At 68.9% G+C, this 25,687-nt stretch carries 26 protein-coding genes and 1 pseudogene; 16 read left to right on the top strand and 11 right to left on the bottom strand.

The genetic code is table 11. The features are described 5' to 3' along the window. The 5 genes from EDD32_RS15365 to EDD32_RS18930 all read left to right on the top strand — a co-directional run bounded on the left by EDD32_RS15365 (window position 1) and on the right by EDD32_RS18930 (window position 3,627). The gene (locus EDD32_RS15365; protein ID WP_123918860.1) at window positions 1-1,140 is read left to right on the top strand and encodes a ThiF family adenylyltransferase; all 1,140 of its coding nucleotides are present in this window, start codon (window positions 1-3) and stop codon (window positions 1,138-1,140) included. Then, window positions 1,137-1,535, top strand: coding sequence for a ubiquitination-like system serine protease family protein (locus tag EDD32_RS15360; protein WP_123918858.1), 399 nt, complete (start codon window positions 1,137-1,139; stop codon window positions 1,533-1,535). The genes EDD32_RS15365 and EDD32_RS15360 overlap by 4 nt, the downstream gene beginning before the upstream one ends. 336 nt (window positions 1,536-1,871) lie before the next feature. Next, window positions 1,872-2,996, top strand: a complete 1,125-nt coding sequence (locus tag EDD32_RS15355) for a CHAT domain-containing protein (RefSeq protein WP_123918856.1) — start codon at window positions 1,872-1,874, stop codon at window positions 2,994-2,996. 19 nt (window positions 2,997-3,015) lie between these two features. Next, window positions 3,016-3,417: a hypothetical protein gene (locus EDD32_RS15350; RefSeq protein ID WP_123918854.1), complete on the top strand. Its 402-nt coding sequence runs from the start codon at window positions 3,016-3,018 to the stop codon at window positions 3,415-3,417. Window positions 3,418-3,462: 45 nt separating this feature from the next. Continuing rightward, complete coding sequence (locus EDD32_RS18930; RefSeq protein WP_170175321.1) at window positions 3,463-3,627, top strand: hypothetical protein; 165 nt, start codon at window positions 3,463-3,465, stop codon at window positions 3,625-3,627. 364 nt (window positions 3,628-3,991) lie between these two features. Here the strand turns inward: EDD32_RS18930 and EDD32_RS20040 are convergent. After that, a pseudogene (locus tag EDD32_RS20040) lies at window positions 3,992-5,163 on the bottom strand (IS481 family transposase). A 346-nt stretch (window positions 5,164-5,509) separates the two neighbouring features. Beyond that, a complete protein-coding gene (locus EDD32_RS15340) occupies window positions 5,510-6,805 on the bottom strand; it encodes an IS256 family transposase (protein WP_123920598.1) in 1,296 nt (431 codons plus the stop codon). Window positions 6,806-6,817: 12 nt separating this feature from the next. Here EDD32_RS15340 and EDD32_RS15335 point away from each other — a divergent pair, with 12 nt between their 5' ends. Continuing rightward, a complete protein-coding gene (locus EDD32_RS15335; RefSeq protein ID WP_123918852.1) occupies window positions 6,818-8,011 on the top strand; it encodes an IS110 family RNA-guided transposase in 1,194 nt (397 codons plus the stop codon). Between the two features lie 99 nt (window positions 8,012-8,110). Here the strand turns inward: EDD32_RS15335 and EDD32_RS15330 are convergent, their stop codons facing one another. Both EDD32_RS15330 and EDD32_RS15325 read right to left on the bottom strand, forming a co-directional pair. Next, window positions 8,111-9,454: a DUF2252 domain-containing protein gene (locus tag EDD32_RS15330; protein ID WP_484103615.1), complete on the bottom strand. Its 1,344-nt coding sequence runs from the start codon at window positions 9,452-9,454 to the stop codon at window positions 8,111-8,113. Then, entirely contained in the window at window positions 9,382-10,131 is a 750-nt protein-coding gene (locus EDD32_RS15325) for an MIP/aquaporin family protein (protein WP_123918850.1), read from the bottom strand. Before EDD32_RS15325 ends, EDD32_RS15330 begins: the two co-directional genes overlap by 73 nt. Here EDD32_RS15325 and EDD32_RS19925 point away from each other — a divergent pair. Continuing rightward, window positions 10,122-10,670, top strand: a complete 549-nt coding sequence (locus tag EDD32_RS19925; protein WP_342771417.1) for a DUF5335 family protein — start codon at window positions 10,122-10,124, stop codon at window positions 10,668-10,670. The two genes, EDD32_RS15325 and EDD32_RS19925, sit on opposite strands and share 10 nt — an antisense overlap. 33 nt (window positions 10,671-10,703) lie before the next feature. On the opposite strand, the gene EDD32_RS15315 is transcribed toward EDD32_RS19925, so the two are convergent. From EDD32_RS15315 to EDD32_RS15300, 4 genes are all read right to left on the bottom strand, one after another. Further along, window positions 10,704-11,111 (bottom strand): helix-turn-helix domain-containing protein, encoded by a 408-nt coding sequence (locus EDD32_RS15315; RefSeq protein ID WP_170175320.1) that lies wholly within the window; start codon window positions 11,109-11,111, stop codon window positions 10,704-10,706. 191 nt (window positions 11,112-11,302) lie between these two features. Next, complete coding sequence (locus tag EDD32_RS20035; RefSeq protein ID WP_123918844.1) at window positions 11,303-11,734, bottom strand: AraC-like ligand-binding domain-containing protein; 432 nt, start codon at window positions 11,732-11,734, stop codon at window positions 11,303-11,305. After that, window positions 11,731-12,300, bottom strand: coding sequence for a YflT domain-containing protein (locus EDD32_RS15305; protein WP_211338853.1), 570 nt, complete (start codon window positions 12,298-12,300; stop codon window positions 11,731-11,733). Before EDD32_RS15305 ends, EDD32_RS20035 begins: the two co-directional genes overlap by 4 nt. Before the next feature lie 40 nt (window positions 12,301-12,340). After that, entirely contained in the window at window positions 12,341-12,769 is a 429-nt protein-coding gene (locus tag EDD32_RS15300) for an Hsp20/alpha crystallin family protein (RefSeq protein ID WP_123918842.1), read from the bottom strand. A gap of 302 nt (window positions 12,770-13,071) precedes the next feature. Here EDD32_RS15300 and EDD32_RS15295 point away from each other — a divergent pair, with 302 nt between their 5' ends. From EDD32_RS15295 to EDD32_RS15255, 9 genes are all read left to right on the top strand, one after another. Continuing rightward, complete coding sequence (locus tag EDD32_RS15295) at window positions 13,072-13,845, top strand: MEDS domain-containing protein (RefSeq protein WP_342771434.1); 774 nt, start codon at window positions 13,072-13,074, stop codon at window positions 13,843-13,845. Between the two features lie 112 nt (window positions 13,846-13,957). Beyond that, complete coding sequence (dnaK, locus tag EDD32_RS15290) at window positions 13,958-15,850, top strand: molecular chaperone DnaK (RefSeq protein WP_123918840.1); 1,893 nt, start codon at window positions 13,958-13,960, stop codon at window positions 15,848-15,850. A gap of 5 nt (window positions 15,851-15,855) precedes the next feature. Continuing rightward, entirely contained in the window at window positions 15,856-16,401 is a 546-nt protein-coding gene (locus EDD32_RS15285) for a nucleotide exchange factor GrpE (RefSeq protein ID WP_123918838.1), read from the top strand. Continuing rightward, window positions 16,401-17,378, top strand: a complete 978-nt coding sequence (locus EDD32_RS15280) for a DnaJ C-terminal domain-containing protein (RefSeq protein WP_123918836.1) — start codon at window positions 16,401-16,403, stop codon at window positions 17,376-17,378. Before EDD32_RS15285 ends, EDD32_RS15280 begins: the two co-directional genes overlap by 1 nt. Further along, the gene (locus tag EDD32_RS15275) at window positions 17,375-17,695 is read left to right on the top strand and encodes a chaperone modulator CbpM (protein WP_123918834.1); all 321 of its coding nucleotides are present in this window, start codon (window positions 17,375-17,377) and stop codon (window positions 17,693-17,695) included. Before EDD32_RS15280 ends, EDD32_RS15275 begins: the two co-directional genes overlap by 4 nt. Beyond that, window positions 17,686-20,301 carry an ATP-dependent chaperone ClpB gene (gene clpB / locus EDD32_RS15270; protein WP_123918832.1) on the top strand — a complete coding sequence of 872 codons (2,616 nt, stop codon included), beginning with the start codon at window positions 17,686-17,688 and terminating at the stop codon, window positions 20,299-20,301. Before EDD32_RS15275 ends, clpB begins: the two co-directional genes overlap by 10 nt. A gap of 140 nt (window positions 20,302-20,441) precedes the next feature. Continuing rightward, on the top strand, window positions 20,442-20,768 hold the full coding sequence (trxA, locus tag EDD32_RS15265; protein WP_342771416.1) for a thioredoxin: 327 nt from the start codon (window positions 20,442-20,444) through the stop codon (window positions 20,766-20,768). Continuing rightward, entirely contained in the window at window positions 20,768-21,043 is a 276-nt protein-coding gene (locus EDD32_RS15260; RefSeq protein WP_123918830.1) for a UBP-type zinc finger domain-containing protein, read from the top strand. The genes trxA and EDD32_RS15260 overlap by 1 nt, the downstream gene beginning before the upstream one ends. Beyond that, the gene (locus EDD32_RS15255; RefSeq protein WP_123918828.1) at window positions 21,021-22,688 is read left to right on the top strand and encodes an FAD-dependent oxidoreductase; all 1,668 of its coding nucleotides are present in this window, start codon (window positions 21,021-21,023) and stop codon (window positions 22,686-22,688) included. The genes EDD32_RS15260 and EDD32_RS15255 overlap by 23 nt, the downstream gene beginning before the upstream one ends. Window positions 22,689-22,698: 10 nt before the next feature. Here the strand turns inward: EDD32_RS15255 and EDD32_RS15250 are convergent, their stop codons facing one another. The 3 genes from EDD32_RS15250 to EDD32_RS15240 form a co-directional block, all read right to left on the bottom strand. Then, a complete protein-coding gene (locus tag EDD32_RS15250) occupies window positions 22,699-23,286 on the bottom strand; it encodes a signal peptidase I (RefSeq protein WP_170175318.1) in 588 nt (195 codons plus the stop codon). Between the two features lie 125 nt (window positions 23,287-23,411). Then, window positions 23,412-23,762 (bottom strand): hypothetical protein, encoded by a 351-nt coding sequence (locus EDD32_RS15245; protein ID WP_123918824.1) that lies wholly within the window; start codon window positions 23,760-23,762, stop codon window positions 23,412-23,414. A 571-nt stretch (window positions 23,763-24,333) separates the two neighbouring features. Beyond that, window positions 24,334-25,353, bottom strand: coding sequence for an AraC family transcriptional regulator (locus EDD32_RS15240; protein WP_148087415.1), 1,020 nt, complete (start codon window positions 25,351-25,353; stop codon window positions 24,334-24,336). Window positions 25,354-25,687: the final 334 nt, after the last annotated feature.

Raw genomic sequence — 25,687 nt, 5'->3', positions numbered from 1 at the left:
ATGGACGACCTCACCCGCCTTCTGAACGAGGGCTACGACGTCGAACTGCGTGATGGCTACCTGGTCGTCCACGACGTCCCCTACGTCACCGCCGACAAGACGGTGGCCCGAGGGCAGTTCGTCATGCCGGCCACCATGGCCGGCGACATCCTGACGACGCCGCCGGACCACACGACCCACTTCGCGGGATCGGAGCCCTGCGACAACGATGGTCGGCGCCTGGCGAAGGTGATCCACGGCATGCAGGTCAGCGATCTGCTGCCTGGCCTGCGCACCAACTTCTACTTCTCCGCCAAGCCGCCCGAGGGTAATTACCGCAACTACTACGACAAGGTCACCATCTACGTCGACCTGCTCTCACGCTGGGCCCGCCGCATCGATACCCGGGCCACTGCGCGCACCTATCCGGTCCACGAGGTCGCCGACGACGACTACCCGTTCGCCTACCGCGACTCATCGTCCAGCCGGGCCGGCACCACCTCCCTCAACTCGATCTTCCGCGGCATGCGGATCGCGATCGTCGGCCTCGGCGGCACGGGTTCGCACATTCTCGACCTCGTCGCCAAGTCACCGGTAGCCGAGATCCACCTCTACGACGGCGACGTCTTCATCAACCACAACGCCTTTCGCGCTCCGGGCGCCGCCGACATCAACGAGCTGCGAGCCCAGCCGAACAAGGCCGAGCACTGGGCAGCGCAGTACTCGCGCATCAAGCGCGGGATCATCGCTCACCCCACATACTTCGAGGTCGAGACCGTCGCGGAGGTCGCGGGCTTCAACTTCGTCTTCCTCGCGCTCGACGACGGCTCCGACCGCCAGGGCATCGTCGCGGCCCTGGAGGCCGCTGACATGTCGTTCATCGACGTGGGCATGGGCGTCACCGACACCGGCGCTGGACTGACCGGCATGGTGCGCGTCTCGACCAGCACCCCTGGACGACGTGTGCCGATCCCGGCCGGGGGCACGGCACCCGACGAGTACCAGAGCAACATCCAGATCGGCGACCTCAATGCCCTTAATGCAGCACTCGCAGTGCTCCAGTGGAAGCGCCATCTCGGCTTCTACGCCGACATGGCATCCGACATGCCCGCCTTCGCTTACCCCGTCAGCGACAACACGATCAACAGGCTGTCCGTGTGAGCCGCCACCACGAGATGGACCACCGGTTTGTCGAGGTGCTTCCCACTCCCCTCGAGCCGGGCGTGCTCTACATCAGCGGCGCGCACAACATCGTCGCCCACCTGTGCTGCTGTGGATGCGGCACGGAGGTCGTCACCCCACTCGGCCCAGCCGGGTGGGCGCTCCGCTACGACGGACGAGTCAGCCTCTCACCGTCCATCGGCAACGGTGCGTACGACTGCAAGTCCCACTACGTCATCCAGGCGTCCCACGTGCGGTGGCTCTCGAACATGACCCTCGAGCACCACGTTCGCGCCCAGGCGCGGGATCAGGCAGCGGCGCTCAACCTCAACCTGTCCCGGCTTGACCGCGCCAAGCGAATGGTCGCAGACCTCTTCCGCCGCATCCGGCGCTGAAGACAAGCCCGGCAGCGCCTCCGCGACGCGACGAGATCGGAGCGAAGGGTTATGTACCTGCGAGGTGTTCGGTGCAGTACCAAGCAACTCCCTCTTGAGTCCCAGTACGGAGGGGACGTCATCGCTGCACGCGTCCCTAAGGGAGCCCAGTCATTTCACTGCCCATACTGCTGATGGTGGCACGTCGTCGGCTAGGGATCGCCGAGCGAGGCGCCGAGCAGACCACGCCTCACGACGGTAGAACTCAATGGCGTGCCCATGGCAGCCTCGCCACCGTAGGCGGCTCCATCGGACGGCGGCACCAGCAACTCAGACCAGCAGAGATGGGTGAGATGGATGGCACGTAGCGACACTCTCCGTCGGGAGATCGCGACTCTGGAAGACAAGAAAGCCAGCCACGCGAAGATCATCGCTGCGCAGGGCAAGGTCGCTACGGCGGCGCGCGAGGCCGCCCGCAAGAAGCGTGAGGCGGCAGCGCGCTCCAAGAGCGCCAGCGCGATCCGGTCGTCGCTAGCTGCGGCCGAACGCGAGGAGAAGAAGGCGGACGCCGCCGAGGACAAGGTCGCCAAGGCGCGCAAGGACATAGCGACCATCGACAAGACGATCGCCAGCAAGACGACCTCGCTGCGCGCCGCCGAAGGATCAGAGCGGAAGGCCGCCGAAAACGCCCAGCGGAACAACGATGCGAGGCGAAGGCGTGAAGAGCTCAGCCACGCACGTGCCTTGGCGAACGCGAGCAGCCCGTCACCCGTGACCCGCTACGTCGAGGTCGCCCCGCCAGTTCCCGAGCGGCTCCGGGTGCTCTACCTGACGTCAAACCCCGACGCCACCACAAACACGGTGACGAGCCCCGATGGGACGGTCGTCGAACAAGGCACGTGGCTTCGCGTCGACCAGGAAGTGCGACAGGTCAAGCAGGGCTTGCGCGGCTCGAAGTACCGCGATCTCGTCGTCGTCGAGCACGCACCCGCCGCAACCTTCGGCGATCTGAGCGCCGGACTCAACGACCACCGTCCCCACGTCGTGCACTTCTCTGGCCACGCTGACGCGTTCGGCGTCTGGATGGAGAACGACGCCGGCGCACCCGACGGGCAGGACGTCAACTTCACGCTCCTTGCGAGGCTCCTCGGAGCCACTGACGAACCGCCTCGCCTGGTCGTCCTGAACGCCTGCGAGAGCCTCGAGGGTGCAGACGATCTCCTCCAGACGGTACCTGCGGTGATCGGGATGTCGGACACGGTCGACGACACGGCCGCCGTTGTCTTCGCCCGATCGTTCTACGCCGCGCTCGCCTCCGCACAGTCGGTTGCAACGGCGGTCGAACAGGCGAAGGTGCAGATGCTTGCCGCCTCCATGTTCGACCTCGACCAGGCCGACCACTCCCATCTTCCGACGCTGAGGACACGAGACGACGTCGATCCGGCAACGCTCGTCCTGGTCTCGCCGCCCGCCGGCTCGTGACGTCCCCGAAAGGCCCGACGTGAACAAGCAGCAGAAGCTCAAGAACACCGCGGAAGGACTGCTCGCCGGCCTGGCCGCCGTGGGCTTCGAAGGTCCCTGGCGTTGGGCGCACTGCGAGTGGGAGGGCGCGTTCCTCCGCGTATGGAAGATGTGGCCGCCCGCTAGGGACGCCAAGGTCTTCCGGACGTTCCAAGTCGGTGGTTCCGCTGACGGCAGAACGTCTCAGGCCCGGGACATACTCTTCGCGGTGAAGAGCACATCACCGTTCGACGGCTACGACCGCGGTCCGCTGAACCCAGCGCCGAGAGGGCTGACTCCGGAGGAGTACCTCGAGATCTGGGAGGAGGGCGCTACCCCTGCGGAGTGGATGGTCCTCGCTCTTGCGTTCCTGACCGAAATGGACGAGCCGCTTCGGGATTAGTTCCGGACAGGCAGCTGCTCAAGGTGCGAGCCCCGGACGGTCCCGATGCTCAAGATCGCGCGCCAGCCCTACTACCGCTGCCTCGCCCGGCCAGTCGGCAACGCCGAGCTCGCGCAGGCCTACCGGGCCAACGCACTTATTGACACCCACAAGCACGACCCCGAGTTCGGCTACCGGTTCCTCATCGACGAAGCCAAGGAGTTCGGTTAGCCGTTGGCCTCGCGGACCACCGGAGGATCTGCTCCGAACGGCTGGTAGTCGGCCTTCGGCAAGCACAGGCGGGAGTCGTTGACGTGGTGCGTTATACATGCCGACAGCGGCTGTGGGAGATGTCTGCGTTGAACGACAGAAACCTACCGCTTACCCATCGCAATCACCCCTGAGCAACCCTGACTGGCCCAGTACACTCAGATTGAGTGAACCGCCTGGTTCCCCGGAAACACAAGGGAATCCGCGAGTTCCGGAGACAAGCGGCGACGACCCGGATCCGTCCGAATCCGCCAAGGGGTCGCAGGTTCAAATCCTGTCAGCCCGACCGTGTGATGTCGCAAGACATCCGCGACAGGCCGAACCCTCATTTTGAGGGTTCGGCTTTTGTCGTTGTTCGGGGTTGGTAGTCGCGTGTGGGGTCGAGGGTGAGCTCGCGGATGATCTCGCCGGTGTCTTTGGCGGCGATGACGATGTGGCGGTCCTGGATGACGATGACGACGGGGGTTCGGGCGTGGGTTCGTCCGACGCCGATGTGGTGCAGGCGGCCGTTATAGCGCAGGGTGACGGAGCCTTGGCCGTCGACCTTGTCGTGGCGGACGCGGTTGTCCTTGCCGGCGGGTGATCCTATCGGGACGGCTTTGGGTGTGGCGATGTACGCCGCTCGTGGGGTGCGACCGCCGAGGGAGCGGTGCGGGCGGGTGGTGTTGTAGTAGGTGACGAAGGTGTCGATGTGGGCCTGGAGCTCGGCGATGTTGTCCGCGGGCGCTCTGGTTGCGAGGTGCTTTTTGAGGGTCTGCTGGAAGCGTTCGACCTTGCCCTGGGTCTGGGGGTGTGGTTGGGGGCGCCGTTCTTCTGGTGGATGCCGAGCTTGTGGAGCAGTCGCTGGAAGCTGTTGCGGGCCTTGAGCGAGTGGGTGGTGTAGACGAGGCCGTTGTCGGTCAGGACGGTGGCGGGTAGGCCGTGCTCGGCGGCGGTGGTCTGGAAGGTGGTGGTGACGGTCTGACCGGTGATGACGGTGTGGGCGGTGACGGACAGGGCGTAGCGGGAGTGGTCGTCGAGCCAGGTGATGACTTCGGTGTCGGTGCCGCCTTTGAGGCGGACGTGGGTGAAGTCGGACTGCCAGCACTCGTTCGGTGCGGACGCTTCGAAGCGGATGTAGGAGGCTTTCGGGCGTTTCTTGGGCTCGGGGGTGATCAGGCCGTGCCGGTTCAGGGTCCGCCAGATCGTCGCCACGGACACGGTGACCCCGCGGCGGGTCAGGTGCTCGGCGATGGTGGCGGGGCCGGCGTCGTGCCCGGCGGCGGTCAGCTCCTCGCGCAGGGCCAGGATCGCCGTCACCTTCTCCGCGCTGGTCGCTCTGGGGACGGTCTTGGGACGGCGTGAGCGCGGCTCGAGCGCTGCCTCGCCGTCCTGCTCGTACCGGCGCACGAGCCGGTAGACCCACGATCGGTGGACACCGTAGGTCGCGGCGACCTCGGCGACCGGGCGGTTCTGATGGACGACGGCGGTGATGACCAGACGGGCTGTCGAGGACATGACCGAGCCCTACTGGGTCCGAGCGGTGTCGCGGATGTCTTGAGAGACGTGTCGCGCATGTCTTGAGACATCTGTCGCCTATGTGTTGAAACAGGACACTGTCAGCCCGACCGAGTGAGATGGCCTCGGACTTGCGAACGTGCAGGTCCGGGGCCATATGCGTCTCCCGAGCGGGACTGGTGACCGTGACCGAAAGGTTGCCAGTTTTGATTCATGGGGCATTTATGGGGCATAAACCCCTCGCCCGAGGCCCGCACTGGCCGCAGGTCCACGCCGCGCTGCGATCGGTGGTCCGAGCAGGGCCTGTCCGTTGTTCTGTGTAAGTGCGTGACGTGTGTTCATGGTGTCAGACCCGGTCCAGGCGGCCGGGGAACATCAGGTCGAACTGGTTCAGGGCGGCTCGCCAGGAGCCGGTGGCCAGGCTGCGGCCGGCGGTGTTGCGGGTGTGTTCCACGCCGAGGTCTTTGCAGCCGAGGTAGAGCAGCTTGATCAGGGCCTCGTCGGTCGGGAAGTGTCCGCGCGTCTTGGTGATCTTGCGGAGCTGGTAGTTGATCGACTCGATCATGTTGGTGGTGTAGATGACTTTGCGGACCTCCGGGGGGAAGGCGAAGAACGGGATGACCTGTTCCCAGGCGGCCTCCCACTGGCGTTTGATCGCCGGGTACTGCCGGCCGATGTCGGACTCGGTCCAGGCGTCCAGGGCGTCTCGGGCGGCGGTTTCGGTGGAGGCGGCGTAGATCGAGCGCAGCTGGGCGGCGACCTTCTTGCGGTCCTTGTAGTTCACCCAGCGCATCGAGGCCCGCACGAGGTGGACCACGCAGGTCTGCACGAGCGCGTCCGGCCACACGGTCGTGACCGCGGCGGGCAGGCCGGTGAGCCCGTCGCACACGACGATCAGGACGTCCTCGACGCCGCGGGCCTTGAGGTCGTTCATCACCCGCAGCCAGAACTTCGCGCCCTCGGTGTGCTCGACCCAGATGCCCAGGACCTCCTTGCGGCCGTCGACATCGACGCCGACGGCCAGGTGGGCGGCCTTGTTGCGCACGGTTCCCTCGCTGCGGACCTTGCAGATGAGCGCGTCGAGGAAGATCACCGGGTAGACGCGGTCGAGCGGGCGGGCCTGCCACTCGCGGACCTCCTCCAGGACCGCGTCGGTGATCGTGGAGATCAGGTCCGCGGAGACCTCCACGTCGTAGATCTCGACCAGGTGGGCCCGGATGTCCCGCACGGTCATCCCGCGTGCGTAGAGGCCGATCACGATCTTGTCGATGCCGTCCAGGCGCCGTTGCCCCTTCCGCACCAGCCGCGGCTCGAAGGACCCCACCCGGTCGCGCGGGACGTCCAGGTCGATCGTGCCGGCCTCGGAGTGCAGCCGCTTCGGCGTCGTGCCGTTGCGGGAGTTGCCTGCCCCGGCCCGCTCGTGCGGCTCGTAGCCCAGGTGCTCGGTCAGCTCCTCGGCCAAGCCCCGCTCCAGCACCGCCTTGGTCATCTGCCGCAGCAGTCCGTTCTCCCCGAGGAGCTCCACCCCCTGCTCACGGGCCCGGGCGACCAGCTCCTCCGCCAACGCGGCGTCGACGAGTCCCTCCCCACGCTCAGGGTCAGGCTCACGACCACGACGTCCCACCCGTGCAGTCTCGGTCATATCGCTCATCACGTGTCCTCCCCGGGCCGCTCCCACGGCCCAGCCTCGAGGTCACGCACTTACACAGAAGTTCCGACACGCCCCCACGAACGGCTCCTCGGCAGCGGACGCTTCGACACCACCAACACCGGTTACGCCGCGATGCGCCGTTATGTGAAGCAGTGGCCCACCCGGCTCTGGGCCGTCGAAGGAGCCAACGGCGCAGGTCGTCCGCTGGCCCAACGGCTCGTCACCGCCGGCGAGAAGGTCGTCGATGTGCCGGCCAAGCTGGCGGCCCGGGTGCGGCTGTTCGACACCGGACACAACCGCAAGACCGATGCCTTGGACGCCCACTCCATCGCCCTCGTCGCGGTCCGCACCCATGGCCTGCGGGTGGTGGTCGAGGACGGTGAACTCGAAGCCCTGAGGATGCTCACCGACCGCCGCGATGAGCTCGCCCGTCAACGGGTCCAGACCGTCAATCGGCTGCAACGCCTCCTCAGCGAACTACTGCCTGGCCAGCGCAAACGCGACCTGTCCGCCGCCCAGGCCAAGGCGATGCTGGCTACCGTGCGGCCCCGCGACATCGCCGGCAAGACCCGCCGCCGGATGGCCGCCGAAGAGATCGCCGACCTGGTCACGGTCGACGCCAAACTGAAGAAGATCAAGGCCGAGCTGAAGGCCGCGGTCCTCGAACGTAGGTCGGGGTTGATAGACATCTACGGCATCGGACCAGCCGGTGCCGCGCGGGTCCTGGCCGACGTCGGCGACGTGGCACGGTTCGCCGACCGCAACCGGTTCGCGTCCTGGACCGGCACCGCACCCCTGGACGCCTCCTCGGGCGAGCAGACCCGCCACCGCTTGTCGCGGGCCGGGAACCGGCGGATGAACCACGTCCTGCACGTCGCGGCGATCGTTCAGATCCGTCACGACACCGAGGGTCGTGCCTACTACAGACGCAAGCTCGATGCCGGCAAGACTCCGATGGAGGCGCTGCGGTGTCTGAAGCGACGCCTGTCCGACGTCGTCTACCGACAGCTCGTCGCCGACGCCCAGCAGCAGGGTGGAGCGGGTCCGGGAGGGCACTGCGGGGCGACTCGTCAATCCAGCGCGGCCGACTCGCACCCGCTCATCGACACTTCGGATCAGCCACTTCCCGGACCCGCGCAGCCGACGCTAAGCCGACCACCAGCTAGCCGGAAGACCCTCGCCAAAGCCGTGCCTTGACACAGAGGGGTGCCAGATCCGTGCGGTCCTCCGCGCAACTCTTGGTGGCATTAAGTGAGCCTCGGGTCGGGGTCCGGAGGTTCACGCCCTGAACCTCGGTCAGACTCCGGTCTCGGCCGGGAGACGTCCGGATCCGACGGCTCGGCGCAGCAGCTCGAAGTCGGCCTCGGCGACATCGGCGTAAGCGGCCGACCATTTCGCCGCCGCCTCGGCGAATTCCTCGGACCGGCCGAGGTAGCTCACGATCGCAGCCGAGGCGGGAGACTGCCCGTGCGCCCGAGCCAGGAGTGCGGCGCACAGCGCACCGTACGAGCGGAACTGGTCGGTGTCGAGCGTGTCCGGGTCGATCGACCCTTTCATGTCGCGGAACTGCCGCCAGTAGTAGTCCACCCGGTAACGGTCCGCGGAGTCACCGGCCCAGCCGCGGATCCATCCGACGAACAGGTCGGAGTTTGCCTGCAGGATCCGCTGCGCGGCGACGACGCGGTGACCCTCGATGAAGTCCGTCACGCCGGGGCGGCCGGGCACGGCCGAGCGCCGACCACCGTATGTCGTCAGGACGGACGGCGGCGCCTCCTTGGCCTGGAGGAACAGCATGTCGCCGGTGGGACCCTCGACGGCGATGAGGTAGCACCGGGTGCCGACGCTGCCGACTCCGACGACCCTCAGCGCGAAGTCGACCACGCGGTACTGCTCCAGCAGGAAGGCGATGTCCTCGCGCAGAGTTGCGCGGTACTGGGCGAACAGGTCGGTGACTTCGCCCAGGGTCGCATGATCGACGTGGCGAAGGACGGGCGGCTGATCGACGATGCGGATGCCGCCGTCGACAGCGATCGTCGTCAGGCGCTGCAGCACCTGCTCCGATGTGCGCCCACGGGCCTTCTTCGCCGCCTTGCGGACCGTCCGCTCGCCCTTCTCGCCGAGGTGACGCGCGACCGAAGAGGTATCGACGCGGGCGTAGTAGCGCTCCCGCGTCGACAGGCGGCAATAGCTCCGCAGCATCTCGCGGTACGCCTCGGCCGCGGCGAACGCCGCGTCGCGGCATGCGTCCTCGCTCATGCCGATGTCGCGCCCGCTGACGTACACGCTCGCGGTGAGGCGGCGCACGTCCCACTCCCACGGCGCGACGCCGCCCTCATCGAAGTCGTTGAGGTCGAAGACGAGCGCGCGTTCGGGTGAGGCGAAGAAGCCGAAGTTGGAGATGTGCGCGTCGCCGCAGGAGACGACCTCGAGGTCGGTGGTGGGCGCACCGCGCAGGTCGGCCGCCATGACGGCCGCCGTGCCCCGGTAGAACGCGAACGGCGATTGCAGCATCCTGCTCACCCGCACCGGCACGAGATCCTGCAGGCGCGACGCGTATGGCTTCTCCCTCACGGTCTCCCGTTGTGTGGTGTGGTGGGTTGTGGCACGGCGGCGCCCGGGCGGGCCAGCAGCTCGTAGCAGATCGCCGCGAGTCCACCTCCGACCAGCGGCCCGGCGAGGTAGACCCAGTACTCCGACCAGGGCGTGGATCCGCCGAAGAGCTGGTTGACCAGGTAGGGGCCGAAGGACCGGGCAGGATTGACGGAGCCTCCAGTGAACGGGCCGATCACCATGATCTCGGTCGCGACGGCCAGGCCGATGATCAAGCCGGCCCACCCTGCGGGTGCGCTGTGGCCCACCGCGACGGCCATGACCACGAGGAGCAGCAGGAACGTTCCGAGCCCCTCCGCGAGGACCCCTTGCGCGGCGCTGACGCCCGTTGCGAGCGACGTGAGACCCACCTGGGCGGAGCTCGTGGCGCGATCACCGGCGTACGCCACGATGAGCAACGCCCCGGCGACGGCACCCGCGAGCTGGGCGACGACGTACGGCGTGACCTCGGCCCACGTGAAGCGTCGTACGACGGCGAGCGCGATCGTCACGGCCGGGTTGATGTGGGCGCCTGAGATGGCCCCGACGGTGTAGACGGCGAGGGTGACGGCGAACGCGAACGCGAGCGAGACGATCCCCAGGCCGGCGTAGTCCAGCGTGCCGTCGCCCTGATCCATGGCGGCGACGATCGATCCTGCTCCGAACAGCACGAGGATGGCGGTTCCGACGAACTCCGCGACCAGCCGTCGGAGGAGCGATGCATTCATCAGGTCCTCTCGCCCATGGCGGAACCACCGATCGGGTTCCAGCAGTGGGTAGTAACGATGAGGTTGGTACAGCGGTACCACCGGCGTCATCCCGGGTTCGCGGGATGCCGCCGAACTGGGTGACGACCGACGATGGGCAACCACTCCGGACGGATGTTCTGGGGGCACGTGATCGCGAAAGGGTCTGTCCAATGACGTCGAGCCCGACCACCGACCACGACGAATGGATGCTGCAGCTCGACAAGCTGACCAGGGATCGCCGGGAGCAGTACGTCACCATCGAGATCCTGCATCCCGAGTACGGGGATCAGCCGGAGGCGGAGCACCTGCCGTTCGCGTACGCCATGTACGACCCCAAGGACGACGTGGTGGTGATCGCCGTCGGAGGCAACACGGCGAAGTATCCGGTGCTGCTCCGCCACCTGATCGCTCACCCCACCGAGGTGGAGGTCGACGTCGACGACGGCGCCCTGAAGGTCGTCGAGAAGGACGGCACGACGACGATCGTGGGCTTCCATGGAGTGCCCGCACAGATGTGACGCCGCCCAGGCGGTGGTCTTCCTCGGCCGCCTCTACCGTGCGAGTGTCCGGGACGGTGACTCGCCGAACGCCGCTCGATAGGCCGCTGCGAAGCGACCCATGTGCAGGATGCCCCATCGTGAGGCGACGGCCGCGACCGTGGTGCTCCCGGGGTGTGCGTCCCGGAGAACGGTGTGGATCCGGCGCAGTCGCACGTCCCTCAGGTACTGCATGGGCGGTTGCCCGACGTGTTGCCTGAATCCCTCTTGGAGGGCCCGAACGCTCAGGTGCGCCTCCCGGGCGAGCAAGGTGCTGGACCATGGCTCGTCCGCGCGTTCGTTGAGCAGGTCCACGATCCGGACGATGGCCGCGTGGGAACCGGGGCGCGGTCCTGCGCCGACGTCGTCGAGGTAGTTGTGGGCCTGGCCGAGCAGCAGCCCGTCGAGCAGGAGGCTCTGCACGTGCGCGCCGGCGTCCGGGTGGAGGAGGAGTCCCGGGCCTCCTCGAGCTCGCGCGCCAGCAGCCGCAGCGTCTCGGTCCAGGAACGTCCAAGGGGACCCCGCAGGGTCCATGGCGAAGTCGAAGCGGAGCGGACGCACCGCCGAACGCCCGAGGAGCTCGTCGAGCTACGCCTTCAGGACTCCCGGCGGGATCATGAGGCACACCTGGACACAGTCGGCACTCCAACGCATCCGTGCAGGCTCACCAGGGGGAAGACGGCGGCATGGTCCCCGGGAGCGGCGACGACCTCGGTTCCACCTGCGCCCATCTCCGCGTGCCCGGCAAGGGGGACGTCGACGTGGAAGTTCGTCGCCTCGTCCGTCACCACCCGGACCTCTTGCCCGTAGCCCAGTCGCCCCACCGTCAGCTGGCCGAGCCTGAGCGCGGCCAGCGACATGTCCAGGCGGCTCCGGCGCGGAGAGACCCTCAAGCGGTTCGGGAGGTACGCGTCACGCACCAGCACCTCTGCCTGAGCAGGGTCGGTCACGCCTCGGACCGAGACCGGCCCGTGCGCGCCGGTGGCTATGGGCGCCCTGGCCCGCGGAGCAACCGCCTGCCGTTGCTCGGGCGAAGGTGTGGTCATCGCGCGGGTGGCTCCTGGTCGCCCACCTCCTGGTCGCCCACCTCCTGGCGCGCGTCGACTCGAGCCTCCAGCTGCTGGACCTCCAGCTCCTGGATGGCGCGGTCGGCCACCTCGGCGTCCGCCAGGATGTCGTAGCGGGACGGCTGCATGATCCTGACGGTCGTGAAGTCACGACGTCCGCGTTGCATCGCGAACACCACGACGTTGAGCAGGCCACCGAGGACGGCGCCGAAGACGAGCCCGTAGATCGCGAGGAGGAGGCTCGCCCTGAGCGGATCGACCCACTCGAAGAGCCCGAACACCCAACCGATCAACGCGCCGGGGAGGGCCCCGGCTGCCGCCCCGTGTGCCGCCGCGGTGGCGTAGGTGAGACGGCCGGTCACTTGTTCGACGAGCCTCACGTCATGTCCGACGATGGCCGTCCGTTCGACCGGGAACTTGCGGTCGGCCAGGTGGTCGACCGCCGCCACGGCATCCGCGTAGTCCTCGTAGGAGGCGATCACTCGGCGAGCGGGCTCGCCGTGCCGTGGTCCTTCGTCGTGATGGTTCGACTGGGTCTGGCTCATCGATGCCTGCCTCTCGTCTGGCGGCGGGGCTGGTGACGAGTCACTGTCCCGCAGCGGCGGTGGTCACCGGGCGGTCGCTCAGGGAGATCTTACGTGGTTTGCTGGCTTCGGAGACGGGGATCTCGAGGTTGAGCACTCCGTCGGTGAGGTCGGCGGTGAGCTTGGTGGCGTCGAGGTTCTCGCCCAGGAACAGCTGGCGGCTGAACTCGCCGTGGGGCCTTTCGTCGACGATGACGTCGTCGCCCTCCTGGGCGAGCGGGGCGCGGCGGGCGCGGACGGTGAGGACGTTGCGTTCCACCGTGACGTCGATGTCGTCCTGGGTCACGCCGGGCAGGTCGAGGGCGACCAGGAAGCGGTGGCCGCGGCGCAGTGCCTCCATGGGCATCGTGCGCAGGTTGCGGGAGCCGGCCAGGGCCTGCTCGGTCCAGCGGTCGAGCTCGCGGAACGGGTCGAAGCGCATCAGGGTCATGCTCGTCTCCTCCTCTGGATGTCGACCTGCGGCAGTCGCAGGTCCAGGGTGCGCGCGAGCGGCCACGTCAGGTTGGTCTCCGTCGGGACAGTGACTGCCGTGGTCGGGATGTCGCTCCTGGAACCACCGGGGTACCTCACGCGTCGTCGTCAGCGAAACCCTGCCCACGAGCGACGGCCATGTCATCCCGCGTTCGCGGGACCCGATCGCGGGCCCGGAGGCGTAGCCTGAAGGGCGGATCTCGGCGTGTCGGGTGATGTCCGTGGACACCGAGGAGGCAAAAGTGCTCGCAGGAGCCCCATCTGTGCGCGCTGTGCTCGGGGCCGGCTGAGCGCAACAAGCTCATTCTCGACTTCCGCCAGGAGGGGCAATGGCGGGGGGACGGCTACCTTGGCCTGACAGATCACCCCGGTCGTGGCCCGGGGCACGAGCCTGCCTGGCGGTCGAGCACCCGCGGCCGTTCACCCTCCGACGTCCGTCCCGCCTCGGACGTCTGCCTCCCCGGCGGCCGGTTCTCGGCCGAGCGAATGACGGCCGTCCTCGTCGAACGTGCCGGGCATTCAGCCGAGTCGGGGTCCCCACTGCTGCGAGTGATGGTGGAGATGGGTTGGCTTCCCGGGCAGAGCGAGACGTTTAACGTCCTCGAGCTCTACGAGAACGCCGTGGACCAGGTGGTCGATCGGGTGGCGGCGGTCGTGCTGTGCGTGTACGACCTGCATCAGCTGAACGCGGCAACGCTCACGACGGTGTTGGCCGCGCACCAGACGGTGCTCCTCGACCACACCGTGCTGGTGAACCCGCACTTCCGGACTGACGAGTCTCGGCACGGCTTCGCAGGCGGCCGGGGCCCGCATGCGCAGCAGACGAGCACACGTGAGCGGTGGCGGACCCTGACCCACTCGGAGCTGCGAGTCGCGGCGCACGTGGCGGACGGCCTGACCAACCGGGAGATGGCCGCGGTGCTGCTGGTCTCACGCCACACGATCGATGCCCACCTGAAGCACATCTTCATCAAGCTGGACATCCACACCCGCGTGGAGCTGACGGTCATCACGCTTCGGCATCGGTCGCCCTAGCCGACGGCCTGCGTCCAGCGCACCGAGCCTGCTCACCTCACGCGTTCATGGGGTGCCGGACCCAGGCCGACGGTAGCATGGGCGTCTGGGTATCGACTGAAAGGAGCCGGTGATGGGCAGGGCTGTGGGTGTGGACCTCGGTACGACCAATTCCGTGATCGCGGCGATGGAGGGTGGCCAACCTCAGGTCATCCCGAATGCCGAAGGCCACCGGACGACGCCATCGGTGGTGGCCTTCTTGGAGTCGGGTGAGCGCCTCGTCGGGCAGATGGCCCGGCGACAGGCGATCCTGAATCCGAAGGGGACGATCTACTCCGCCAAACGTTTCATCGGACACAAGTACGACGAAGTCAGCAGCGAGCTGACGACTGTCTCGTTCGACGTGGTGGCCGGGCCGGACGGCGCGGTGCGCTTCCAGGTCAACGGCAAGCTCTACGCGCCGGAGGAGATCTCCGCCCAGGTGCTTCGCAAGCTGGTCGACGACGCGGGGAAGTTCCTCGGCGAGCGGGTCACCGAGGCGGTCATCACCGTCCCGGCCCACTTCAACGACGCGCAGCGACAGGCGACGAAGGACGCCGGCAAGATCGCCGGGCTCGAGGTTCTCCGGATCATCAACGAACCGACGGCGGCCGCGCTCGCCTACGGGATGGAGAAGGTCGAGAACGAGACCGTGCTGGTCTTCGACCTTGGCGGCGGCACCTTCGACGTCAGCATCCTGACGGTCGGAGACGGCGTGGTCGAGGTCCGGTCGACGGCAGGGGACACGCATCTCGGCGGCGACGACTTCGACCGCCGCATCGTGGACCACCTGGCCGACGAGTTCAAGAAGTCCAACGGCATCGACCTGCGCGACGACTCACAGGCCCTGCAGCGCCTGTTCGAGGCCGCTGAGAAGGCCAAGGTGGAGCTGTCTGCGGTCACCCAGACCGCCGTCAACCTTCCCTTCGTCACCGCTGACGCGTCCGGTCCCAAGCACCTCAACGTCAACCTGATGCGCTCGACGTTCGAGCAGCTCACGGCCGACCTCGTCGAGCGCTGCCTCGGGCCGGTCAAGCAGGCCATGGAGGACGCCAAGGTCACCGCGGACGACATCGACGAGGTCATCCTCGTGGGCGGGTCCACGCGGATCCCCGCCGTGCAGGCTCTGGTACGCCGCCTGACCGGTGGCAAGGAACCCAACATGACCGTCAACCCGGACGAGGTGGTCGCCATCGGCGCCGCCGTCCAGGCAGCGATCATCAAGGGCGACGTCAAGGACGTGCTGCTGCTCGACGTCACGCCCCTGTCGCTGGGGCTGGAGACCATGGGCGGGGTGATGACCAAGGTCATCGAACGCAACACGACCATCCCTGCCCGGCGGACGGAGGTCTTCAGCACCGCGGAGGACAACCAGTCGGCTGTCGACGTCGTCGTCCTCCAGGGCGAGCGGGAGAGAGCGGCGGACAACCGTCAGCTGGCCCGCTTCCGGCTGGAGAACATCCGTCCCGCGCCCCGTGGGGTGCCGCAGATCGAGGTGACCTTCGACATCGACGCCAACGGCATCCTCCACGTCTCGGCGCGCGACAAGGACACCGGCGCCGAGCAGGAGGTGACCATCAGCGAGACCTCCACGCTCAGCCAGGAGGAGGTCGACCGGATGGTCGCGGACGCCGAGACCCACCGCGGTGAGGACGCAGCCCTGCGCGAACGGGTCGACGCCCGCAACGAGCTCGACTCCGTGGCGTACCAGGTGCAGAAGGCCCTCGAGGAGGGTGGGGACGCCGTGCCCCAGCACGACCGCGCCCGAGCCGAGATGCTGGTCGAGGAGGCCCGGCAGGCCGTCGAGGGTGACGAACCGGTCGACCGCCTCCGCGCGCTGACCGGGGAGCTCCACCAGATGGGTCAGGCGCTGAGTACGGCCACCCGGGGTGGCGGCGGGACGTCGGCGGGCTCGGCCGATGCCTCCACCGAGACGTCTGACAGCGACGACGACGACGTCATCGACGCCGAGTTCACCGCTCACTGACGGCCATGTCCGACCACGACGCACCGACGACCGAGGCCCCGACGACCGGGGGAGGGAGCGACACGGCTCCAGCGAACGAGACCCCGGAGCAGGTCGACGACACCGAGGGAGACGATTCCGCGCGCCAGATCGCAGAGCTGGAGGACGCTTGGCGACGTACGGCTGCGGAGCTGGACAACTTCCGCAAGCGGTGCGCGCGCGACGTGGTCCGCAGCCGCGAGCAAGAGCGGGCGGCCGTGGCCACGAGCTGGCTACCCGTCCTCGACAACCTTGAGCGGGCGCTGGAGCACGCGTCGTCCGATCCCGCCTCCGTGGTCGAGGGCGTGCGTGGCGTGCTGGCGCAGGCGGTAGGCGTCCTGGCCGACCTCGGCTACCCGCGTCGCGACGACAACGGCCGGGCCTTCGACCCGGCCGTGCACGAGGCGGTGAGCACCGTGGCCGACGAGGGCCTGACGCCCGGCACCGTGGCCCAGGTCGTGCGTCCCGGCTACGGCCCGGACGACAAGCTCCTGCGACCGGCCGCGGTCGTGGTGGCCACCAGGGCAACCTGATGGCGAAGGACTTCTACGAGGTCCTCGGGGTCTCCCGCGATGCCGACCCGGCCGACATCCAACGCGCCTATCGCCGACTGGCGCGCCAGAACCACCCGGACGTCAACAAGCAGTCCGATGCCGAGGAGCGGTTCAAGGACATCGCCGAGGCCTACGACGTGCTGTCGGATCCGGAGCAGCGTCGCCGCTACGACGCCTTCGGCGAGGACTTCCGGCGCGTCCCTCCCGACACGGACCCGGACGCCTGGCGGCAAGCCCGGACGTACGCCGACGCCGGGGCAGGGGCGCGCGGGCGCTGGTCGTCGGGGGCCGGCCCGGCGGGGGGTTTCGGAGCCGGCGACTTCGGCGACGACATCGACATCGAGGACCTCCTCGGGGGGATCTTCGGCGGCCGGGGGAGGGGCGGTCGGGGCCGCGCCGGTTGGGGGCCGGGTCCGGTCCCGGGCTCCGACCACGAGGCGGAGGTCGAGGTGTCGGTCGAGGAGGCCTACCACGGCACCGAGCGCAACCTCACGATCAGCGGCCCCGACGGGCCTCGTACGGTCGATGTCACCATCCCGCCAGGCGTGGTCGACGGCCAGCGGATCCGGCTTCGCGGCCAGGGCGGGCCGGGGAGTGGCTCGGCGGCTGCCGGAGACCTCTACCTGGTGGTCCGGATCGCCGACCACCCGCGTTACCGGGTGGAGGGACGCGACCTGCACGCGCTCCTGCCGGTCGCTCCCTGGGAGGCAGCCCTGGGCGCCTCGATCTCGGTCGACACTCCCGGAGGCGTCGCCACGGTGAAGGTCCCGGCCGGCTCGTCGAGCCATCGCCGGTTGCGGCTCAAGGGCCGAGGGCTTCCCAACCGGCGCGGCACGCCGGGGGACTTCTATGCCGAGCTGCAGGTCCGCGTGCGCCGCACCCTCACCGACGAGGAGCAGCGTCTATTCGAGGAGCTCGCGAAGGTGTCGGGCTTCGATGCGAGGAGCACACGATGACCGCGGTCACGCACTTCGCGCTCGCTCGGCCCTACCGGCTCAGCCTCGACAGCTACGCACAGCTCACCGGCGTACATCCCGAGCTGGTGCGCCGCCTGGTCGCCCTCGGGCTGCTGGACGTCACCCGCGACGCGCAGGGGCGCTTGTGGTTCGACCCCTCCCAGGTGAGGGAGATGGCCAGGATCCAGCGGCTGCGGATGAGCCTGAACCTCGGCTACTCGGCCATCGGGCTGGTCGTCGAGCTGCTCGACCGGATCGCGGAGCTGGAGAAGACGCAACGGCGATCAACACGACGAGGAGGCGCTCCATGGACATGAACAGACTGACCCAGAAGTCACAGGAGGCACTGCACGACGCCCAGACCAAGGCGCTGCGCTTCGGGCACACCGAGGTGGACGGGGAGCACCTGCTCCTCGCCCTGCTCGACCAGGCGGAGGGCCTGGTCGCGCCGCTGCTCGCCCGGGCGGGGGCAGACCCGGACCGGCTGCGTGAGGAGCTCGAAGCCGAGCTCGGGCGGCGCCCGCGGGTCAGCGGGCCCGGCGTGACGCCGGGGCAGGTGCACATCACCCAACGACTCTCGCGCCTGCTCGACACGGCCGACCGTGAGGCTCGCAGGCTCAAGGACGAGTACGTCTCGGTCGAGCACCTCGTGATCGCCCTGGTGGAGGAGGGCTCGGGCTCGGCGGCCGGTCGGCTCCTCCACGCCCAGGGGCTGACCCGCGACACGTTCCTGGCCGCACTGACCGAGGTGCGCGGTCACCAGCGGGTGACCTCGGCGACGCCCGAGGGGACCTACGAGGCGCTGGGGAAGTACGGTCGCGACCTCGTCGAGGCCGCGACGGCCGGCAAGCTCGAGCCGGTGATCGGCCGGGACTCGGAGATCCGCCGGACCGTCCAGATCCTGTCGCGCAAGAGCAAGAACAACCCGGTGCTGATCGGCGAGCCAGGGGTCGGCAAGACCGCGATCGTCGAAGGTCTCGCCCGACGGATAGCCGACGGCGACGTGCCCGAGGGACTGCGGGACAAGACCGTCTTCGCGCTGGACATGGGGGCCCTCATCGCCGGGGCCAAGTACCGCGGCGAGTTCGAGGAACGGCTGAAGGCCGTGCTCAACGAGGTGCAGAGCGCCGAGGGCCACATCCTGCTCTTCGTCGACGAGCTGCACACCGTCGTCGGCGCCGGCGCCGGCGAGGGTGCGATGGACGCCGGCAACATGCTCAAGCCGCTCCTCGCCCGCGGCGAGCTCCACATGATCGGTGCGACCACCCTCGACGAGTACCGAACGCACATCGAGAAGGACGCAGCCCTCGAGCGCCGGTTCCAGCCGGTCATCGTCGACGAGCCCAGTGAGGAGGACGCCCTCTCGATCCTGCGTGGGCTGCGTGAGCGGTTCGAGGTCTTCCACGGCGTGAAGATCCACGACGGCGCCCTGGTGGCGGCGGTGACGCTGAGCCACCGCTACATCTCCGATCGCTTCCTGCCCGACAAGGCCATCGACCTCGTCGACGAGGCGTGCGCGATGCTGCGCACCGAGATCGACTCGATGCCGGCCGAGCTGGACGAGCTCACCAGGCGCGTGACCCGGATGGAGATCGAGGAGGCGGCGCTCTCGCAGGAGGAGGACAGCGCGAGCAGGGCGCGACTGGAGGAGCTGCGCAAGGAGCTGGCCGACGCGCGGGCCGAGGCCGATGCCCTGCGTGCGCAGTGGGAGGCCGAACGGTCGGCACTGCGCGAGGTGCAGTCCCTCCGACAGGAGCTCGAACAGGTCCGGTTGGAGAGCGAGCGGGCCGAGCGGGAGTACGACCTCAACCGAGCGGCGTCCCTGCGGCACGGCAAGCTGCCCGAGATCGAGAGACGACTGGAGGCGGCAGAGTCCCGGCTTGCGGGGAAGCAGGGCGGTCGACGACTGCTGCGCGAGGTCGTGACCGCCGACGAGATCGCCGACATCGTGTCGCGCTGGACCGGCATCCCGGTCACGCGGCTCCAGGAGGGGGAGCGCGACAAGCTGCTCCGCCTCGACGAGGTGCTCCACGAACGGGTCATCGGCCAGGACGAGGCGGTCCAGGTGGTGGCCGACGCGGTCGTCCGAGCGCGCTCGGGCATCAAGAACCCCCAGCGGCCCATCGGGTCGTTCATCTTCCTCGGCCCCACCGGCGTCGGCAAGACGGAACTGGCCAAGACACTGGCGGCGGCCCTGTTCGACACCGAGGAGAACATGATCCGGATCGACATGAGCGAGTACCAGGAGCGACACACCGTCAGCCGGCTGGTCGGGGCACCGCCGGGCTACATCGGGTACGAGGAGGGCGGCCAGCTCACCGAGGCCGTGCGGCGCAAGCCCTACTCGGTGGTCCTGCTCGACGAGATCGAGAAGGCGCACGTCGACGTCTTCAACACGCTGCTGCAGGTGCTCGACGACGGCCGCCTGACCGACTCCCACGGCCGGACCGTCGACTTCCGCAACACCGTGCTGATCATGACCTCGAACATCGGCTCCGAGCATCTCCTCGAGGGGGTCACCGCGGGGGGCGAGGTCAAGGACGAGGCACGCTCGATGGTGATGCGCACCCTGCAGTCGCACTTCCGCCCCGAGTTCCTCAACCGCGTGGACGAGATCATCATGTTCAAGCCGCTGACGCTCGCCGAGATCGAGCGCATCGTCGACATCCAGCTCGAGGAGCTGCGCCTGCGGCTGGCCGACATGCGGATCACCCTCGAGGTCACGACCGAGGCGCGCCGCTTCATCGCCGACCAGGGCTTCGACCCGGCGTACGGCGCCCGTCCGCTGCGGCGCTACATCTCCCGCGAGGTGGAGACCAAGGTCGGTCGGGCGCTGCTGCGCGGCGACGCGTCCGACGGCGGAACGATCTCGGTCACCGTGGTCGACGGGGAGATCGCGGTGACCGCGGCCGGCAGTCCGTAGGAGGGGTGGGCAGCCGCGTGAACGCGAACATGTCGAGGTCGACCACGGTGGTGTGCGACAACTGCGGAGCCAAGAACCGGGTGCCGGCAGCCGCCGACGGCGTTCCCCGCTGTGCGAAGTGTCAGACGCCGCTCCGCTGGGTGGTCGACGCGACCGACGAGGAGTTCCACGCCGTCGCGGACGAGTCGAGCCTCCCCGTGCTGGTCGACGTGTGGGCTCCCTGGTGCGGCCCGTGCCGGATGGTGAGCCCGGCCCTGGAGAGGCTGGCCGGAGAGATGGCCGGCAAGCTCAAGCTGGTCAAGGTCGACGCGGACGACAATCCGGAGGTGAGCCGGCGTTTCGAGGTCCAGTCGATCCCGACCCTGGTCCTCCTCCACCGCGGCGAGATCGTCGACAAGCAGATCGGCGCCGCGCCGGAGCCCCGGCTGCGCTCATGGCTCGAGTCCAAGCTCCCGGCGGGATCGTGATGACGCCCCCTCCGCGCGTCGCCCCAGACCCGCACCTGCCGATCATCCGGCCGGTGCCGCCGCCCGCTCGGCGCGCGTGCCCGGAGTGCCTGCGCCTCGCCACGCCGTGGGTGCACCTGCGCCAGTGCCTGACCTGCGGCCAGGTCGGCTGTTGCGACTCGTCGCCCATGCGGCACGCGCGCGCACACGCCGCCGGGACGGGCCACGTCATCGTGCGTTCGATCGAGCCGGGGGAGAGCTGGAGGTGGTGCTATGTCGACGACCAGTTCGTCTGAGTCCGAGCTCGAGGACCTGCCCGAGACGCCCGATACGACCGGCGCGTATCCCCGGCTGACCGACGACCAGATCATGCTGCTCTCGCGTTACGGCGAGCGGAAGCGGCTGCCCGGGGGCACCATGCTGTTCTGCGAGGGGGACCGCGAATGCGGCCTCTTCGTTCTGCTGGACGGCAAGGTCCAGGTCCTCCAGGAGAATGACCCGGGGGAGGAGTCTCGGGTGATCGCCGTGCACGGGCCCGGTCGCTTCGTGGGTGACCTGTCGATGTTGACCGGCCAGGCCGTCTATGTCACCGCCGTCGCCCAGACCGACGTCGAGGTGCTGGAGATCCCCTATGGCCGCCTCAAGGAGGCGGTCACCCAGGACCAGTCGCTGGGGGACCTGATCCTGCGGGCCTTCATCCTCCGGCGCAACATCCACGCCAACCTCGGCGCCGGGCTCCGGATCATCGGGTCGCGCTACTCCGCCGACACCCGCCGGCTGCGGGACTTCGCGAGCCGCAACCGGGTGCCGTACCGCTGGGACGACCTCGAGGAGGATCCCGACGCGGAGGCATCGGTGCGAGCCTTCGGCATCTCACCCGACCAGACCCCCGTCGTGATCTGGAAGGGGCAGGTGGTGCTCCGCAACCCGAGCTCCGCCGAGCTGGCCCAGCTTCTCGGCCTGCGGAGCGAGGCGCCGCCCCGCGATGCGTACGACGTCGTCGTGGTGGGCGCCGGCCCGGCCGGTCTTGCTGCCGCAGTGACGGCGGCGTCCGAAGGACTGTCCACCGTCGTGGTCGACGCGATCGCGACGGGAGGGCAGGCGGGGACGTCGTCCCAGATCGAGAACTACCTCGGCTTCCCTGCCGGCATCTCCGGCGGCGAGCTCGCCGATCGAGCCGTGGTCCAGGCCCGGAAGTTCGGTGCCACGTTCACGATTCCCGGCGAGGCCCGGTCGCTCGACCGCATCAACGGCCACTTCGTCGTGAGGCTGTCCGACGGGATCGAGGTGGAGGCGCACACCGTGGTGCTCGCGACCGGCGTCCGGTACCGCCGCCTCGAGGTCACCGGCATCGACCAGCTCGAGGGTCCCAGCGTCTACTACGCCGCCACCGAGTTCGAGGCGCGGATCTGCCACGGCGACCCGGTCACGGTCGTCGGTGGCGGGAACTCCGCCGGGCAGGCGGCCCTGTTCCTGGCCCGCAACGCCGCTGAGGTCAATCTCGTGGTCCGGCACGACGACCTGGAACGCGACATGTCGCGGTACCTCGCAGAGCGGATCACCGAAGCCCCACGCGTGCGCGTCTGGCGCAACAGCGAGGTGTGCGAGCTGCGAGGCGACCTCGCCCTCGAGGAGGTCATCGTCCAGGACCTGCAGACGGACGAGCGCCGAACCCTCGACACGACGGCTCTGTTCGTGCTGATCGGCTCCGAGCCCCACACCCGGTGGCTCGAGGGCTCGATCACTCTCGACGACAGGGGATACGTGCTGACCGGCGCTGACGCGGGAGGAACCAACCTGTTCGAGACCGCGAGCCTCGGCGTCTTCGCGGTCGGGGACGTGCGCAGCGGCTCCGTGAAGCGAGTGGCCTCCGCCGTTGGTGAGGGGGCCGTCGCCGTGCGTCTGGCGTACGAGCACCTCGTCAGGGCGGGCCAACGATGACGGTCGGTGGTCACAGGTGCTGGCCCGCGGTCGGAAGCCCCGGTCTGTCGTGGCGACGCCCAGCACGGCCCTTGTGGCGCGGCGCTCGAGCCGGTGTGGGTCCGCCGAGTCCGAGCAGGATCCTCAGGGCCCCGACCGCGATCAGCGCGTATGCCGCCGTATCGGCAAGGGTGGCGCCGAGGCCCACGTTGAGTCGGTTGGCGACCCATCCGAAGTACGGCACGGCGTAGACCACGGTCCCCATGACCTGTTCGGGGCGGACCGGCCGGTCATCCGGAGTGCGGTTGGCGTCGCCCTGCAGAGTAAGGCTGACGTCGCCTTCGGCGCCCTTGGTGACAGCGATGACCCGGTGGGTCACCGGCGTCGGGTCGTCCGACTCCGGCTGGTAGGAGAGGACGTCCCCCACGCGGGCTTGCGTGGCGTCGACGGGACGGACGACGGCGAGTGATCCCGGCGGCATCGTCGGGGCCATCGATCCCGACAGGATCGTCAGCGGGACGGCGCCCAAGATCTTCGGCAGCACCACACAGGTGAGGGCCAGTGCCGAGGTGCCCATGAGAAGAGCCACGGAGGTGGTTCTGGCGACGAACGTCGTCATGCGCCGGATGCCGTGCCCGGCTTTGATGTTTCCTCTCGGCTCCGGTGACGAGCGTCGCACAGGGGCGGCCGCGGTCACCCGTCGACCGCCCCCGTGCTCGGCTCCGGACATGTGGCGAAGGGTGGTCAGGGCTGCGTCGGTCGAAGCTGCGTGGTCACGAACTTCGCGTTGGACAGCAGCGCGGTGGCGCTTTCGGCCTCGTCCAGGGATGCCGCCGAGGACAGCGCGAACGTGACCGTCCCTGTCGCATCGATCTCGTCGTCGATCATGTCGTCGCGCAGAAACGAGACACTTCCGTCCGCCTCGTCGATCACGCCCGCCTCCGGAGCCGGAGCAACGTCGTAGGCCACGGTGAAGTTCGGCCCGAAACCGGCGGTGTCGAACGCCATGCGGTCGAGGTGGATCCTCCCGGCGAGGTTCTTGCCGACGGCGGTGACGGCGACCGGGACGGTGAGCGTGACGGTGTCACCGGGCACGAGCTTGTCGGTGGCGGGGTCCCAGTCTGGGTCCACGGCGTCGGGGGACTCGTCCTCCCACGACTCAGTCCCCATCTCGAGCGAGAGCTCGCCCGCGGTGATGGAATCGCTCGGGAGGGGGTCCTACTCGGACCAGAGCGCGAACGACCCGAAACCGCCGACGAGCAGCGCAGTGCCAGTCGCGATCGTGAGCGCGCCCTTGAGGACATTCTTGTTGCCGGGCATGGCTTGCCTTTCCGTTCTGGGTCCTCCCGGGTGGAGGACCTTCGGCCCGGGGAAGGAAGAGCTCCCTGCCTCCGCGGCTTGGCGCCAAGGCTCCGTCAGCCGCTCGCTGAAAGTGGCGGAACGTGGATCGGGTGCGCGTCCGGGATGGTGGGCCGCGCCCAGCGGCCACAGTCTTCCATCCGCGATGACGACGCGGTATCGCCCGCGGTGCGTGGCGGCGCAGCGATCGATGGTGGCGGCACCTGTCCGGGTGTGTGAAGCGACATGGATGGAGTCGGCCTCAGATGGCCAACAGTCCGTCCCGTTCCGCGCCAAAACGGATACCCCAGGGGTGAAGTCACCGAGGTCAGGCAGGACGGTTGAGCGTGTCCGAGAGGGCCTCACCGAATGCGGCCCTGTAGGCGGCCGCGAAGCGGCCCAGGTGCAGGATGCCGAGGCCGATGGCGATGGCACCGACCGTCGTCGTATCGCGGTCGGCCGCCAGGAGCGCCTCGTGCGCCCGGCGGAGCCGGACCTGACGCAGATAGGTCATCGGCGGGGTGTCCAGGTCCCGACGAAAGCCCTCCTGCAGCGCACGTACGCTCAGGTGCACCTCGGCGGCCAAGCGGACCGCCGTCCATGGCTCTGAAGGTCGATCCTCGATCAGCTCCACCGCCCGCTTGATCGCCGTGCCGAGCCTGACCGGACGATCAGCCACCACGGCGTCGTGGTGGCTGTGTGGCTGGCTCAGCAGCACACCCCCAAGCACCAGTCCTTCGACGTGGCCACCCACGCGGGGGTCGTGACCCACTGCCGTCGGCTGGTCCAGCTCGTCCACGAGGAGGTCTAGGACGGTCCGCCAGCGGCGTCCAATGGGGTTGTGCAGGTCGGCGGTGAAGTCGAACGTGAGCCGACCCCTGAGAGATCGACCCAACAGGCGCTCGAGCTCCGCCTCCAGACGTGTCCGCGGGATCATCAGGCACAGCTGCTCACAGTCGGCGGACCACGCCATCTCGGCAGGCGCCCCCGGCGAGAACACGAGACCCTCACCCATACCTGTCGCGACGGGCTCGCAGGACCCGCTCCGTGACGAGGCCCGGCCCCGCAAAGGGATGTTGACGTGGAAGTTCTCGGCGTCAGCCGTGCGCAGGCGCACGCGGCGTCCATATGTCAGCCGCCCGACGGTGAGCGCCCCCAGCCGGAGGCCGGTCACCTCCATGTCCAGCGGAGCGGAGCCCGGAGACAGGTCGAGTCGGTTCGGGAGGTAGAGCTCACCGACGATCCGCTCGGCCTCGTCGCGGTCAACCGTCGCGCTCCGTGTCGGGCGGGGCGGCGATGCGCGGTTCGCGATCGAACCTGGCCCACGGCTCCCGAGGGTGGCGCTCATGGTGCTGCTCCTGCATTGTCCCGGGCTCGACGCCCCAGGGGATCGAGCCTGCCCGAAAGGTGTTCGGCCGGGCTCGACCTGCTTCGTCACGTCGCGCGGTCGGCCCGGCGTCCCCGGTCATGCTAGGCCGCCCGGCCGTGCATGGAGCGCGCTTGATGAGCCGCTCAGCGCGGCACCATGGCCGGATCGCGCACGGCCGCTGACAGCGGCGCTGAGCCGTGTGGTCGACGTCACGCTCGTGCGAGGGCCTGACCCGCGGTCCCCGTGGTGCCCTGCCCGCCGACCCGGGAGCAGGGCGCCACCCGGGTCGGCGCCGGGACGTGGGCTGGGCGGG

The sequence above is a fragment of the Georgenia muralis genome (genome assembly GCF_003814705.1).
Lineage (GTDB): Bacteria > Actinomycetota > Actinomycetes > Actinomycetales > Actinomycetaceae > Georgenia > Georgenia muralis.
Note: the sequence above shows the minus strand (reverse complement) of the source record. Positions and strands in the feature narration are given on the sequence as shown.